General features: G+C 38.3%; 13 protein-coding genes. 4 read left to right on the forward strand and 9 right to left on the reverse strand.

What is annotated here, in order from left to right; translation table 11 throughout:
- Positions 1–302: 302 nt before the first annotated feature.
- The 7 genes from MJY40_RS12295 to MJY40_RS12325 form a co-directional block, all read right to left on the reverse strand.
- The gene (locus tag MJY40_RS12295) at positions 303–1,919 is read right to left on the reverse strand and encodes a recombinase family protein (RefSeq protein ID WP_317854501.1); all 1,617 of its coding nucleotides are present in this window, start codon (positions 1,917–1,919) and stop codon (positions 303–305) included.
- Positions 1,920–2,015: 96 nt separating this feature from the next.
- Positions 2,016–2,183, reverse strand: coding sequence for a hypothetical protein (locus MJY40_RS12300; RefSeq protein ID WP_317854502.1), 168 nt, complete (start codon positions 2,181–2,183; stop codon positions 2,016–2,018).
- Complete coding sequence (locus MJY40_RS12305; RefSeq protein ID WP_317854503.1) at positions 2,184–3,509, reverse strand: relaxase/mobilization nuclease domain-containing protein; 1,326 nt, start codon at positions 3,507–3,509, stop codon at positions 2,184–2,186.
- On the reverse strand, positions 3,496–3,819 hold the full coding sequence (locus MJY40_RS12310) for a plasmid mobilization protein (RefSeq protein ID WP_317854504.1): 324 nt from the start codon (positions 3,817–3,819) through the stop codon (positions 3,496–3,498). Before MJY40_RS12310 ends, MJY40_RS12305 begins: the two co-directional genes overlap by 14 nt.
- Positions 3,820–4,308: 489 nt before the next feature.
- The gene (locus tag MJY40_RS12315) at positions 4,309–5,271 is read right to left on the reverse strand and encodes an AAA family ATPase (protein WP_317854505.1); all 963 of its coding nucleotides are present in this window, start codon (positions 5,269–5,271) and stop codon (positions 4,309–4,311) included.
- 310 nt (positions 5,272–5,581) lie between these two features.
- Complete coding sequence (locus MJY40_RS12320; RefSeq protein ID WP_317854506.1) at positions 5,582–5,869, reverse strand: DUF6809 family protein; 288 nt, start codon at positions 5,867–5,869, stop codon at positions 5,582–5,584.
- Positions 5,870–5,908: 39 nt separating this feature from the next.
- On the reverse strand, positions 5,909–6,208 hold the full coding sequence (locus MJY40_RS12325; protein ID WP_317854507.1) for a DUF6809 family protein: 300 nt from the start codon (positions 6,206–6,208) through the stop codon (positions 5,909–5,911).
- Between the two features lie 312 nt (positions 6,209–6,520).
- On the opposite strand from MJY40_RS12325, the gene MJY40_RS12330 reads away from it, so the two are divergent.
- The 4 genes from MJY40_RS12330 to MJY40_RS12345 all read left to right on the forward strand — a co-directional run bounded on the left by MJY40_RS12330 (position 6,521) and on the right by MJY40_RS12345 (position 9,562).
- On the forward strand, positions 6,521–6,967 hold the full coding sequence (locus tag MJY40_RS12330) for a MarR family winged helix-turn-helix transcriptional regulator (RefSeq protein ID WP_317854508.1): 447 nt from the start codon (positions 6,521–6,523) through the stop codon (positions 6,965–6,967).
- A gap of 79 nt (positions 6,968–7,046) precedes the next feature.
- Entirely contained in the window at positions 7,047–7,805 is a 759-nt protein-coding gene (locus MJY40_RS12335; RefSeq protein ID WP_317854509.1) for a nitrogenase iron protein NifH, read from the forward strand.
- Between the two features lie 10 nt (positions 7,806–7,815).
- Positions 7,816–8,454, forward strand: a complete 639-nt coding sequence (locus MJY40_RS12340) for a nitrogenase component 1 (RefSeq protein ID WP_317854510.1) — start codon at positions 7,816–7,818, stop codon at positions 8,452–8,454.
- Position 8,455: 1 nt separating this feature from the next.
- Positions 8,456–9,562 carry a nitrogenase component 1 gene (locus MJY40_RS12345; RefSeq protein ID WP_317854511.1) on the forward strand — a complete coding sequence of 369 codons (1,107 nt, stop codon included), beginning with the start codon at positions 8,456–8,458 and terminating at the stop codon, positions 9,560–9,562.
- 146 nt (positions 9,563–9,708) lie between these two features.
- Here the strand turns inward: MJY40_RS12345 and MJY40_RS12350 are convergent, their stop codons facing one another.
- Complete coding sequence (locus MJY40_RS12350; RefSeq protein ID WP_317854512.1) at positions 9,709–10,047, reverse strand: DUF3852 domain-containing protein; 339 nt, start codon at positions 10,045–10,047, stop codon at positions 9,709–9,711.
- Positions 10,048–10,138: 91 nt separating this feature from the next.
- The gene (locus MJY40_RS12355; protein WP_317854513.1) at positions 10,139–13,477 is read right to left on the reverse strand and encodes a SpaA isopeptide-forming pilin-related protein; all 3,339 of its coding nucleotides are present in this window, start codon (positions 13,475–13,477) and stop codon (positions 10,139–10,141) included.
- Between the last annotated feature and the right edge of the window lie 83 nt (positions 13,478–13,560).

The raw sequence follows: 13,560 nt of genomic DNA on the forward strand, positions 1-13,560 counted from the left end.
TGTCAAAATTTCAGGAAGTTGAGAATCATATGTCATTTTATCAAAACTGCATAAAAAACGGCTTTTTTTAGCACTTTCTTCATTTTGTTTAATCATCTTTTATCCTTCCAAACGAAAAGTTGTCATGGAATTTGTATCTTTTGCAATACAAATTTTGTATATAAAAAGCCGTCCTTATATTGAACAATACACACCCCCTCTATTCTGTTACTAGCTATGGCGTAACCTGTGCCAATAGTAGTACTCGTATAAAAGATACATTGTTCTATCGAATTTCCAAAATATCCCAAAAGACACTTGCATTAGGATAGTAAAATTTCTTCACCCACCAAGTTATAGATAATCGTAATGTCTTGCCGTAAAACACCATCCACCTCTACTTTTTGACCTACAATGATTTTGTCTATCAGCTTTATCATCAACTCTCGGTCAATGGTTTCGATGTTGGTACAACCTTTAATCAACTTTACCCATGTCTTGATATCATTGTCTACTTCTCTGGAAACACTTAATTTTTCAGTGATTTCATTTAGCAAAGCAGTTTTTTCTAACTGTTCTTTTTTATATTTATCTATCATGGATAGCACTGTATCTCGTGGAATATCCCCAAGTACCATTTCCTCGTACAAATTTGCAACAAGCCTTTCTATTTCGGTTAGTCTATAACTTAATGCGGATTGATTTTTCTTTAATGCTTTTTGTTCACTACTTGTTCCAACCTCCTTCTTTTTCTTAATTTGTCTTATCACCTCATCTTCATCCATTTCAATTTTTTGTGCATATTCCTTAATTTGACTCAATACTAAATCGTGAAGTATCGAAAGTAATGTTCTGTGAGGAGAACAGAATGCTTTACCACCTTGTGAGTATCCACCACATATATATGCATGACGATTGTTTTTACTCCCGTCTTTTTTCACATTTGAATCCTTTATTATCTTCATACTTCTACCACAGTCAGCACACTCAAGCAATCCAGAAAACAAACTAATTTCACCATTCTTATTGCTGCGAGCGATTGCCTTTCCTCGCTCTGCAAGCCTACAAGCTGTATCCCATAACTCCCTGCTAATAATTGGCTCATGCATATTTTCGGCTCGTACCCACTCATCTTGTGGACGATTGATTATCTTTCGATTTTTGTATGAAATGGTTCCAATTCTCATTTGCACTATATTTCCAATGTAACACTCATTGGATAAGATTTGCCTTACCACTACATCACTCCAGCTTTTCATACCATTTTTAGGATTTGATTTTCCAATTTTCTGATAATAATATTCTCGTGGTGGGGTTATCTTTTTTTCATTGAGTTTTGTTGCTATCGCTCTATATCCCAAGCCCTCAGCCCTCATTTGAAACATCTCCAGTACGATAGGTGCAACTTCTTCATCTATCAACAGTGGTGGCATTCTATTCTCATTTTTGATGTAGCCATAAGGAGCATATGCACCCATAAAATATCCATTCTTAGCTCGTGCAGCCTTAGCAGATTTCACCTTTTTGCTTTGGTCACGGCTGTACCATTCGTTGACTAAATTCTTAAATGGCATCAGCTCATTCTCTTTTTCAAGGGTGTCAACTCCGTCATTGATAGCTATAAATCTGCAACCGATTGAGGGGAATAGGTAATCGGTGTACTGCCCAATCTCGATGTAGTTTCTTCCGAACCTTGATAGGTCTTTTGTTATGATGCAGTTGATTTCACCATTTCGTGCATCGTCAACCATCCTTTGGAAACTTGGTCTTTCAAAATTTGTGCCTGTCAGACCATCGTCGATGTACTCGTTTTTGTAAATCCAACCTTTCTTTGCTACATACTCTTTGATGATTTCTCGCTGATTTTCAATGCTAAGGCTCTCGCCATTTCTCTCATCATCACGAGATAATCGTAAATATGCTCCTACTTGATAAATCATTTTTGTTATCCTCCGTTCTTATTTTCATAGGTTTGATGCTTGGGTATAGCTACACACAATACCACAGGCATTTTCAAATAGCTATTACCAACACTACTAAATATTTGCTCCAGCAAGTACCTTTTCAATTACACGCTCAGTAAGAATTGTTTTGAGATCTTTTGTACCTGTAAAAATAGATGTGACATTAAAAACCACCTTGTTTATAACAATCTCTTGTGTTATCCTTGTTTCGTTTATATCAATTTTTGATTTTCCCTTCATCTAGTATCCTCCCATCGTCATTCCACTTTGACTTTCTTCATGATCATCTGCTTTTTGTCCAAGTGCAATTTTCTTTTCTTTCATTTTCTTTCGTACATTTTTGTCAGTAACTGATTTTGGTGTATGGGTTACAGGAACATCATTTGTAATACGTTCCATAGCTTTACCGAGCTGTAACAAATCACTACCAAAGTGACCAACAGCATTGGTACTATGATATACATTGGTGTCCATTCCAGTGTAGGCAAGCTGATTTTCGGAAGAAAAAAAGAACGCTCTTTGGGTTTCCCAACCAGTAATATCATCTTGTTCATCTCCACTAATTGTTCCTCTATCTTTTTCAAATCTCGTGCTGTCATCTGCCTCTTTAGTATTTGTTTCGTGTATATCAATTCCCCATAATTCACCTCTTGATTGCGTATCATAATCTCTATTGCTTCCATCAAGTCCTTCTGATTTTCCAATATCTGTTGCAAATCTTTCGTTGTTATCGGTGGCGGTGTGGACTGTTTTTTCATTGGCAAATTCCGTTGTTTCAGCTCGTCCATTGATAATTTCTCGTCTTGTTGCAAATTCTTTTTCCACCCTTTCTTTTAAATACTTCTCCTCGTACAACTTACTGTCACGACACTTTTTACCATCGCCAAGCTCGTAAGTGATATTTTTACGACTATCAGTCCACTTGACTTTGATGCCCTCGCTCTCCATAAGGCTGATAAAACTTTCTTTGTCATACGCATATTTCATGCATTCATCAATGATATTGGCAAGCTGTAATTTCCAGTTCTTGCCCTTGAGTGCCATGTGATATTCGCCAATGGTCATGGCTTTTACCTTGGTTCTATCTTGCTTTGGCTTGCAGATGGACAGTCCAAACTGCATACACAGCTCGTCTGACTTCTGTCGAATTTCTGGGATTGCCTGTGCTGACTGGTGTAGTTTTTTGCCTGTTTCAAAATTCACAGAATTGATTATGAAGTGGGAATGTATGTGTTCTCGGTCGGTGTGAGTAGCAACCAAAACTTCAAAACCATTGTAATGTTCAGCCAGTTTTAAGGCTATTTCATGTGCTGTTGTAGGTGATATAACTTCGTCTTTGGGAAAGGATTGCACGAAGTGATAATACATTCTTCCGTCATCTTTTCCGTAAAGTAGCTTGGTGTTGATGAATTCTTCATAGACAGAATGAGGTGTACAATTCATTCCACCGACTAAAAAATTGCCATCGTGTTCGGTCTTTTTATCTTGCATGGTGTAGTTTAGAACTACCCTTAGACCTGCACGACTCTGACTTTTCTTTCTGTTAATAAAATTAACTGTTGCCATCGCTCCACCTCTTTCGCTCTAAAACAGCTTGGATACTTTGGTTGATTTCAGTAAATTTTTCAAGTGTTTCACCGAGGTAAATAGTCCCTATTCTACCACTATTGGCAAGCATAATGGCTTGGTTTAGATTTCTACCAACTGCTTTTAATTCTCTTGCTACTTGTTCTAAATCGGTGATAATTACAATCTGCTTTTTCATTCCTACTTTTGTTAGATATTCGGTAAGTGTCATTTGTGACTGATTAGCTTTGTGATGGATTGTAGCTAAATCTTCAGCCGATATTCTAAGGCTTAATCTCTTGTCTTTCATTGGTGTAACTCCTTTCGGTGTAGTGGGTTTGGGCTACTGCCCATAAAAGGGGGTCAGGGGTTCTCCCCAGCCTGCAAGCATCGGCGTGTAGCCGAATGCGATGCTGGCTCTCTCCTCAAAGGAGAGAAAGTCTAGGTCGGTAACTTTCGGTAAATCGGTAGTGTTTTGGTAACGGAATAACAGACTTGTGGTTACTGTAAAACTGCCATTTTGCGTGCCAAATCGGGGCAAACAATCGGCTATGTGGCTCTCGTTTGGTGAGGGTGGGGCATTACCCCTATGAGGTGTTTTGAGGCTCACACAGGCTGTAATTCCTCGATGGTCATCGTGGTATCTTTGCCTATTATGGTTGTACCCTTACCACTGTACCTCTGTGCTTTTTCTATGGCTGTAACCTTTGATGGGGATTGTTGTTTTTGAGGGTAGTTACTCTATCTATCACAGAAAAACAAGAGGGCAAGGGGGCAGTGTCCTTAAGGCTTTACCCTCTTACCCCCTTGGAAGTGAAGAGTACCATTTATCGCCTTTTCTAAAAGATTTCACGCCTAAATTTTGTTTAGCAATTTTCAGTGTCCTGTTGGAAATATCAAGCTCTTTTGCTTGGTTTGTGATTTCTTCAGAACTCAGTTCACCATCTGCAAGGATTTCTTTTAGTAGATTTTCAGCTTGAGTGGTTTTACTAACAACCGAACCTCTGCCACTAAGCAAATCATCAACTGAAGTTTCACAGTAGCCTTTCCACCTAAATCCTGTATCTGGATTTAACTCAAAAGCAATTGATTTTCCTTCTGGTGCAAGACTACTTTTATCGTGAGCAACAATTCTTAGTGTCGGTTCGTCTTTCACTCTGCCAACAACTAAAACACTTCGCACTGCTGCACGAATATCAATTGAGCCTAAACCACGATATGCAGATTTTGCTCCACCCATTTTGTTCATGTGACCGATGAGAATAACTGCACAGCCAGTTCTTTCTGCAATTAGTGACAGCCTTTTCATAATAGGTCTAATCTCGTTTGCCCTGTGCATATCAACCTCTGCACCGAGATATGCTTGGATAGGATCGAGGACGATTAGCTTGGCTGAAGTTTTTTTGATAGCTTGTTCCAGTCGCTCGTCAGAAAGTGTCAACTGAATTTCGTTTTCATCAATGACAATTACTTTTTCAAGGTCTGCACCAGTGGATAGCAGTCTTGGCTTGATGGTATCACCCAGTCCATCTTCTGCTGTTTGGTAAATCACAGTAATTGGTTCGGTTGCTGTTTCTTCTTCTGGTAGCGGTGTGCCTGTTGTGAGTAGTGCAATTAAAGACAGGACAAAAGTTGTCTTGCCCTCTCCGGGATCACCCTGTATGATGGTGACTTTGCCATAGGGAATGTAGGGATACCATATCCACTTGATTTCTTCCTCTTGGACTTCGCTGAGTTTGATTAGTTTTAATTCTTCTTTCAAATTTTCATCTCCTTTTCTTCGGCTTTGTAGCCGACTGTAATTTTTGTTTGGTGGTATGGGTCGATTAAATTATTTGTGTTCGCTGTATCTAAAGCAGTTCCTAACCGAGGTTCTCTCCGTTGTTATCATCGCTCACTTTTTCAAGGTCGTTGCAATGTATCATCTTTAGGCGACTCATTCAATTTTCAAGTTGCAAAATTTCTCCCTCACTTACTTCCTCACTCAAACAGGATTTTTCAAGTCTGTTTTTAAAAAACATAAAAAAATCACCGACCTATTTCTAAGTCAGTGATTTGGGATCGGTGTTTTCTTATTCGGTTATGGGTAGTGGCTCATCACTTGCAAAAGTATCTAGTGCCATTTTTGCTCCAAGTCTAAAGCCTAATTTGAAATGTGCCACATCTGATTCGCCATGTATGGTTGCGTAGGCTGTGAGAAGCTGATTAAAAATATCTTTTTCTTTCCCATCAAGTAGACTGAGTAGTTTATCCTCGTTGGCTGTTACAAATTCCATTGCTTTGTTGTAGTTTTCGTTTTGAATTTCCTTTTTCAGATTGGGTTGAATATTTCCATAGTATAGTTCTTCGATTAAGTCCATTGTGTTTCACCTCATTTCCAGACATAAAAAAACGAACCGTCAGCCCATAATAGACTTCAACTGTTCGTCAGTTTTTTCAAATATTTCTAGCATTATCCTTGCTCCAAGTTTAAATCCCTCGGTAAATCTTTCTTCATTTCCAATGCTGTCTAGGTTGCACCAAGCGGTCATCACATTTTCCAACAAGACTTTTTCTTCTGTATTTAAGGCTTGCTCTAATTTATCCGCAGCGTCGCTTAAAATATGTTGGTTTTTCTGATAGGCACTGCCAACAACTACTTGCTTTGTAGATGGCTGAATATTCCCATGATATAATTCGCTGATTATTTTTTCGTTCATAAACCGAACCTCCTTTCTCAAGTCAAACACAATACCACAGAAGATGAAGAATAGCTATCTATATTGTTAACAAAATCCAAGTTGAATTTGGATGTTTAATTATGGTATAATAAATATAGTGATTTAGCCGACTTCGTAAAATCTTTGCGAATGTGTGGTGCCGAAAATATGGCTCGGTGGAGCTAAGTTATAAAATTACCCCTTGACAAAAAGTTAAATCCAACATATAATTTATTTAGCACTACTAATTAAATTCGGTGGTGTTAAATTTTACAATTTATTTTATTAGCACTACTAAAGATTGGAGGACTTATGGAAAGTTTAAATGATTTAGAACAAAGTCTTGATGAACTTCAAAAAAGATTGCAGAAAATAAAAAAAACGAGCATGGCAGAAGATAGTTTTTTACACTCTGGTGAATTTTCGGTCATTAAGTTTATCGCTCACTATCATAAAAGGTTTGATACAGCACCAACCCTTGTGAAAATCAGCCAAGTGATTGGTATTTCTGGAGCGACTGCGACAACTCTTTCAGATAGGCTGATTAAAAAAGGTCTTGTGAAAAAAGAAGGCTCTTTGGAGGACAAGCGAACAAAACTTTTATCACTTACTGAAAAAGGCGAAGAATATCTTCTTTCAAACAAAATGCGAAATAAAGAAATGATTTTAAAACTGATGTCGTCTATTGGTGAAGAAGATACAAAAGAACTTGCTAGAATACTAAAAAAAATTAACCAGCATTTAGAAAATGAATCATAAAAATATATGTGCATCTTCGTATGCACATATATTTTACAAACATTTTAGTTAGCACTACTAAGAAAAGGAGTTAATCATTATGAAAAAAATTGCAATTTACGGAAAAGGTGGTATTGGTAAATCAACTACTACATCAAATTTATCAGCAGCACTCGCACTGAAAGGATACAAGGTTATGCAAATTGGTTGCGATCCAAAATCTGATTCAACCAAAAACCTTATGGGTGGTAAAATCATTCCATCTGTACTAGATAAAATCAAAGAAAAAGGTGATGACATCACTCTTTCAGATGTTGTTTATGAAGGCTTTGGTGGTGTACTATGCGTGGAATCAGGCGGTCCTACCCCTGGTATCGGTTGTGCAGGTCGTGGTATTATCTCAGCATTTGAAAAACTAGCTGAACTAAACGCTTTTGAAACCTACAAACCAGACATTGTAATCTATGATGTTTTAGGTGATGTGGTTTGTGGTGGTTTTGCAATGCCAATTCGTGACGGGTATGCTAAGGAAGTGTTCATTGTATCCAGTGGTGAAATGATGGCTCTTTATGCTGCCGATAATATTTCAAGAGCCATCAAAAACTTTGAAAAACGCTCTTACGCAAAAGTTGGAGGGCTTATTCTAAACTCTAAAAATATTGAGGATGAACGTGAAATCGTAGAGAAAGCTTGCGTGGAAATTGGAACTGATATTGTCATGCAAATCCCAAGATGTGCAGACATTCAAACAGCAGAAAATGCTGGCGGCACTGTTTTTGAGTTTACAAAAAACTCTGAAATGCTTGCCATTTACAATGATTTAGCAGATAAAATCCTAGCAAGAACAAGCGAAAATTAAGGAGGAACCTATGCGAAATATGAAAAAAATGCTGCATGGAGATATGGATATGAGTCGTTGTCCACTTTCTGGTGCAGCGAAAGCAGTAACGATGATTGATGGTGCAGCAATGCTAATTATCGGCACAGAGGAATGCACCTATTACACCAAGTCATCTTTGGATATGAAAGGTGATGGAAGCAATTGTTTTTCGGTTGTATTAGATAAAAATGATGTGACTTTTGGCAGTATTGACACTGTAACAGAGGCAGTTTATGAACTTCTTGATGAATATACACCCAAAGCCTTGTTTCTAATTACAACTTGCGTGGTTGAAATTATCGGCGATGACTTTACTGCTCTTGCAAAAGAGGCAAGTGAGAAATATAATTTGCCTGTAAAAGTCATTCAAACCAATCATTACAAGGGCAAAGATGATGAATATGGCATGGATTTGGTTTTTGATGCAGCCAAGGAAATCGGGCAAAACCCCCATAAGTTTAGTAGCATGGCAAAAATGCTAGGCAACAAACTTGGTAGTAAAGGAAATATGAAACACTCAAATATGTCCGAAGAAGAAATGTTTCAAATGCTCAAAGCAAAAACAGGTGGACGAATGTCAGACGAAGAGATACGTCAAAAAATTCGTTCAAAGATGGGAGGAAGATAATATGGCACTTACTAGATTTTTACCAACTCCATCGGATCGAATGGGAATTTTATGGACGCTGCTGCAGATTGATAATGCTGTAATTTTAGAATATGGCACAGAGGGTACAACTGCTTATGCAATGAAAACTTTTATGATGATGGGTATGGATGTTCATAATAAACTTTTTGCCACAGGACTTGATGAAAACAATGTGGTTATGGGTGATACAACAAGTTTAGAGAAGAAGATAGTAGAGCTTGATAAAAAGTTCTCACCAAAAGCAATTTTTGTGATGGCTAGTTCAGTTTCTTCCATGACTGGATCTGATGTAAAAGGAGTTTGCACCTATATGCAAGATGAAATCAGTGCAGAACTTGTTGTATTTACACAAGGTGGATTTAATGGGGATTACAGCAGTGGTATCGAAGCTTGCTATACAGATTTGGTATCAAACTTCGCAATTAGTCAATTTGATATAGAAAATTGCTATAATATTTTAGGTGTTTCAGCTATGGAACATAATGCTAAGGCTGATGTTTTGATAATCGAAAAATTACTTTCAGAAAATTTTGGCTTATATAAAAATGCTGTATTATCATTTGAAACCAACCTTGAATCAATCGAAACTATTTCGAAAGCAAAGGTGAATCTCGTGCTAAGTTACGAGGGATTAAAGGCAGCTGACATCCTAAAAGAGAGATTTGGAACACCTTATGTTTATGCATTGCCGATTGGTGAAACTGCAACAAATCAGTGGCTTACGAATATTGCAAAGGCTATTTCTGTAAGTTTTGAAATGCGAAAAATAGAGTTAGCAAAGAACTTAAATCGTGATGTTTTGATTTTTGCAAGCTATGACAAGGCTCTTGCTTTAAAACAGTATATGGAAGAAATGGGTTGTACTGTTTTAGATGTTATCTGCACGCACAAAATAAAAAAGCGAGATGATATTCGATACATCAAGAGCGAGAAAGAAAAGATTTCTCTGTTTCAATCAGCGAAGAATGCCATTATTTTTGCAGATGATACTTTTTTAAAATTTGCAGATGGTAGTAATGTTAAAGTAAGCTTAAACCAGAATAGAAGTCTGTTAGGCTTGCAAGAACTGTCTGAAATCTCTAGATAATTGCTATCAATAGTAAATCTGAGGTTATGAGCATTTGCTTGATACAAGGCTTTTTACTCCTACCGAAGATTATCTAACTAAATAAACACAAAGGCTCAAACCTTGCTTAATTGCTTGGTCTGAGCCTTGTTTTTATATAATCGCCTTTATTCGAGTATCTGCCAAATATAAAGTGGTGCTGTCAGGGCAAACATCAACCCAAAGAACAAAATCGCAAGTGGCATAAAGTCAAACTCACCATGTTTTTTGTAATCGAAATAACTTACTGCAAGTTTCACAAACAACACAATCACCAAAATCATATCCACCACAGGGAAGATAACCTGATTGGTCACCTCTTTGATTTCCAGTGCTGCTGCTTTCCAAGTTTCCTCAATGGCGCCAGAAACATCTGCTGCATAGACTTCATTTGCGAATAAAAAAATCAGTATCACAGCCAAAACTGCAACACCGAAATACAACATCATTCTTTTTTTCTTTGTCATATATTCACTACCTTTCTTCTAAAAAACTATGGAACCTCAAAATCCGAAGTCCCATAGCCATTTTTAAGTTATGCTATTCTTGTTTGATTCATCAATACCCTGTTTGTGGTAATGTTACATAGGTTGGATTGAGTCCAAACACAGTGGTATTCCAACTGGTTGTTCTGGACTCCCACTCATTACCATAACGTCCACCAACTTCTGCACGATTGATGATTTGATACCCACTAGGCATAGTTGGCAACACTTGACAAAATACGCTGATGTTTTTTGTTTGGGCAAAGCCTGATCCAACACTATCAAACTCAAAACGCACATCGGTTACATACTCGCCATTTTGCAAGCCAAGCACATTGGAATGTAAGCTAAACTCATAATCATTTTCTGTCAATAAGTTATCTGCAAGCACCATATAATCACGATAGTTGGTTTTATAGGTGATTGTGTAATAACCACGTTCATTGAATGTACCTGTTGTGATTTTGAGGATTCTTGTGGCATCTGTTGGGATTCTATCGTGGATATAGAAATCCTCGATACTGCCAGAAGAACCATTTTCCACACCATAAATTTCATAGTGAATGGTGCTAGATGGCATAATCTGAACTGGTCCTTTTTTCTGGATACTCAAGTCCAAATCTATGCTACTGTTCAACACTTCAAAGCGAATGATATCTCCATTGTGTCTAATCTCTGCCAACAACATTGTATCATTCAGTGCATAGTATCTCGGTGCAGAAACCTCTTTGATGGTATAGACACCCACTGGCAAAAGTGAGGATGCTGCCACACCATCGCTATCAGATGTGATTTGATCCACCAAGTTTCCAGTGATGTTATAAATCTCAAACACTGCACCACTAAGGGATGAGCCTGCTGGCAAGCCTGTCAATTCGTTGTATTCTGAAGATCGTTTGGTAATTACAATCTGACCTGCTTGTGGTGTGTTTTCCCAAATGATTTCCGTAGTTTTTCCTTCCTTAACCCAGAAAGTTTTCACTTCATCATCACCAATATATCCTTCGGCTGCTTCAATTTCTCTTAGTTTATACTTGCCATCTTCCAAGGTTTTGTCCAGCCACACATAACCTTCGTTATCGCTTTCGTATTCACCGATTGGATCATTGTCTGCATCATACAAAAGGAATTTCACACCGCCAATACCTTCTTTGGTTACGCTATCAATCTTACGAATAAACAAGGAGGACATTGGTGTATTCTCCACTTCCACTGTTGTTCTCTGTCCGTCTATCATAGTGAATTCGATTGCAGTATCTTCGATTTTGTAGCCATCAGCTGCCTCTGTTTCTTTCAAGATATACTCACCAGATGCCAAGCCTTCTATGGTAATCAAACCATATTTATCCGTTGTGTAATATCCGATTTCTTCCCCATTAAGTTTAGTAATCAAGAACTCTACACCCTTAATGGGATCTCCTGTTTGACTATCAATTTTTTCAATGACAAGGTCAGAAAATGGTTCATTCAACACTTCCAAAACCGTTTCTTGTGTGCTTTTCACCTCAACTATCTTTAGTTCATTATCCAAATGATACCCAGTAGGTGCTTTCTGCTCTGTCACCTCATAAAACCCATCTTCCAAATCTTCCACGAAGAAGGTACCATTGTAATCTGTTTTGTAATCGCCTACATATTCCCCATTCAGTTTTCGCACCTCAAACTCTGCATCTGCAAGGGGTTCTCTGGTTTCGCTATCCAGTTTAATGATTTTCAAACCACTTAAAGGTTGATTGGAAAAGGTCAACGTATAGGTTTTGCCATCTGTACCAATGTCAATGGTTTTGGCTGTAGAATTGATGACATAGCCTGATGGTGCTTGGATTTCTGTCACCACATAGCTATCTGGTTTCAAGTTTGGAATCAAGATTTCACCATTTTGATCTGTGGTATATTCCCCATTGCTGCTGCCTACAAGTGTCCCATCACCTGTTGTGACTTTGAACACTGCACCAGCCAAAGGTGTACCATCGTTTTCATCCACCTTATTGATGAGAAGCGAACCATATGGATAGTTGGTAAAAGTCATCTCCACGATACTTGTACCATCAGCCTTTAACCATGCTTGTTGTTGGCTATTTTCTGATAATAGGTAGTTGGTTGGTGGATCAACTTCTTCCACGATATACGCACCAGCGGTCAAACCTGTCACCACAATAATCCCTGAATTATCCGTGGTATATCGACCAATGATTGTGCCAGAATTGCCTGAAATATCTTCAGAAACTTGACGCAATTCAAAAACTGCACCAGCCAACATCTCAGATGTATTTGCATCCACTTTTTTGATGACAATGCTGTTCAAAGGATAGTTTGTCACACCACCTGTATAGTCATTTCCACTTGTAATGGTGGTGCTTGTGGTGGTACTTGTAGATGTATCTTGACTATCATCACTTCCAGTTTCATCTAGGGTTAGGTAGGCATTTTCGCCCTCTGACAGATAGATGCGTGTTGTTGGATCGGATGGCAAACTAAATCCTTGGGCTGGTATGGTTTCTGTCACAATATACCAACCAGTTGACACATTTTCAATGACGATTTTACCACTGGCATCTGTTTTATAAGTGCCTAGATTTTCAATGCCACCATCTGGATTTTCATATTGAATTTCAAAGACAGTGCCTGCAATGGGTTCGTTGGTCAATCCATTTATTTTTGTAATAATCAGTGTGGGATTCTTTGTATTCTCAAAGACCAATGTCTTTGTTTTGCCCCATTCCAAAGCAATGTCTTTATACTGGGTATCCAAAATATAACCTGTTGGAGCAGAGATTTCTTCCACAGTGTACACTGCTTCGTCCAAATCCCTAATAACGATTGTACCTGTGCTATCGGTGATATATTCGCTGACGGTCATATCCTCTGTTTTGGTGACTTTGAAAGTTGCACCAGCCAAAGGTTCATTTGTCACAGCATCAATTTTCATAATCTGCAAGGATGGTCGCAAACGATTGGTAAACATGACTTCCACCAACTGGTTGGGTTCCAAATACACATCTTTGCTCTCTGTTTCCAGCAAATATCCACTTGGTGCTGTTGTTTCTGTGATGGTATACCAACCTTCTTCCAAGCCTTCCAAACGAATTTCGCCAGCTTTGTCCGTTGTCATTTCATAAATGGTGGTTTCGCCTTTCTTTGCAATGCTAAACACTGCATTGGCAAGGGGCATTCCTGTATCTTCGTCCACTTTGCGTACCAAAAGACCTGGTTCTGCTTGATTTTGCATGGTAAGTGTTGTGGTTTCACCAGCCACTAACTTGATAATTTGTGGTGTATCATCCAACAAATATCCATCTGGCGCAACCAATTCTGTCACTGTATAAGTTCCAGATTTCATGTTGGAAAGATAGGCAACACCGCTGTTGTCCGTTTGCACATCAAAGGAATTGCTGCCATCGTCCAAAGCCACACGGAATATTGCACCATCTTAGCCACCCATCCATAGCCCGTACCCGCAAAAATCCTCTTATTTTGCGACTTTCTTCTTCATCG

Source organism: Chakrabartyella piscis, from assembly GCA_030067835.1.
Lineage (GTDB): Bacteria > Bacillota > Clostridia > Lachnospirales > Anaerotignaceae > Chakrabartyella > Chakrabartyella piscis.